1 protein-coding gene is annotated in these 372 nt (G+C 37.9%); it reads right to left on the reverse strand.

Annotation, left to right across the window (positions count from 1 at the left end):
- A partial coding sequence (locus SB773_RS30370) for a transposase (RefSeq protein WP_410593913.1) occupies nt 1-372 on the reverse strand: 372 nt, incomplete at both ends.

Raw genomic sequence — 372 nt, forward strand, 5'->3', positions numbered from 1 at the left:
TCCATGGTTTTCACAATCTTGATTGATTTCTTCTTGGAGACGCCCTTGATACGCTCGTGTTTCTTTACGAACGATTTTCTTTTCAAATTTCCGTTTATTCGCACTGGCTTTCACATGTGTGGAATCCACGAAAACGTGTTCAGCACTTATTAACTTTTTATTAGCAGCTGTCATTAAAATGCGATAGAAAATCTGTTCAAACAGGTCTGTATCTTTAAAGCGTCGCTCATAATTTTTTCCCGAACGTGGAGTAGGAGGTACTTTATCATGGAAACCATAACCTAGGAACCAACGGTAAGCCATATTAATTTCAACTTCTTCAATCGTTTTACGCATGGAACGAATACCGAAGGTATATTGAATGAAAGTCAG

The sequence above is a fragment of the Bacillus sp. SIMBA_074 genome, assembly GCF_046534555.1.
GTDB classification, from domain to species: domain Bacteria; phylum Bacillota; class Bacilli; order Bacillales; family Bacillaceae_G; genus Bacillus_A; species Bacillus_A mycoides.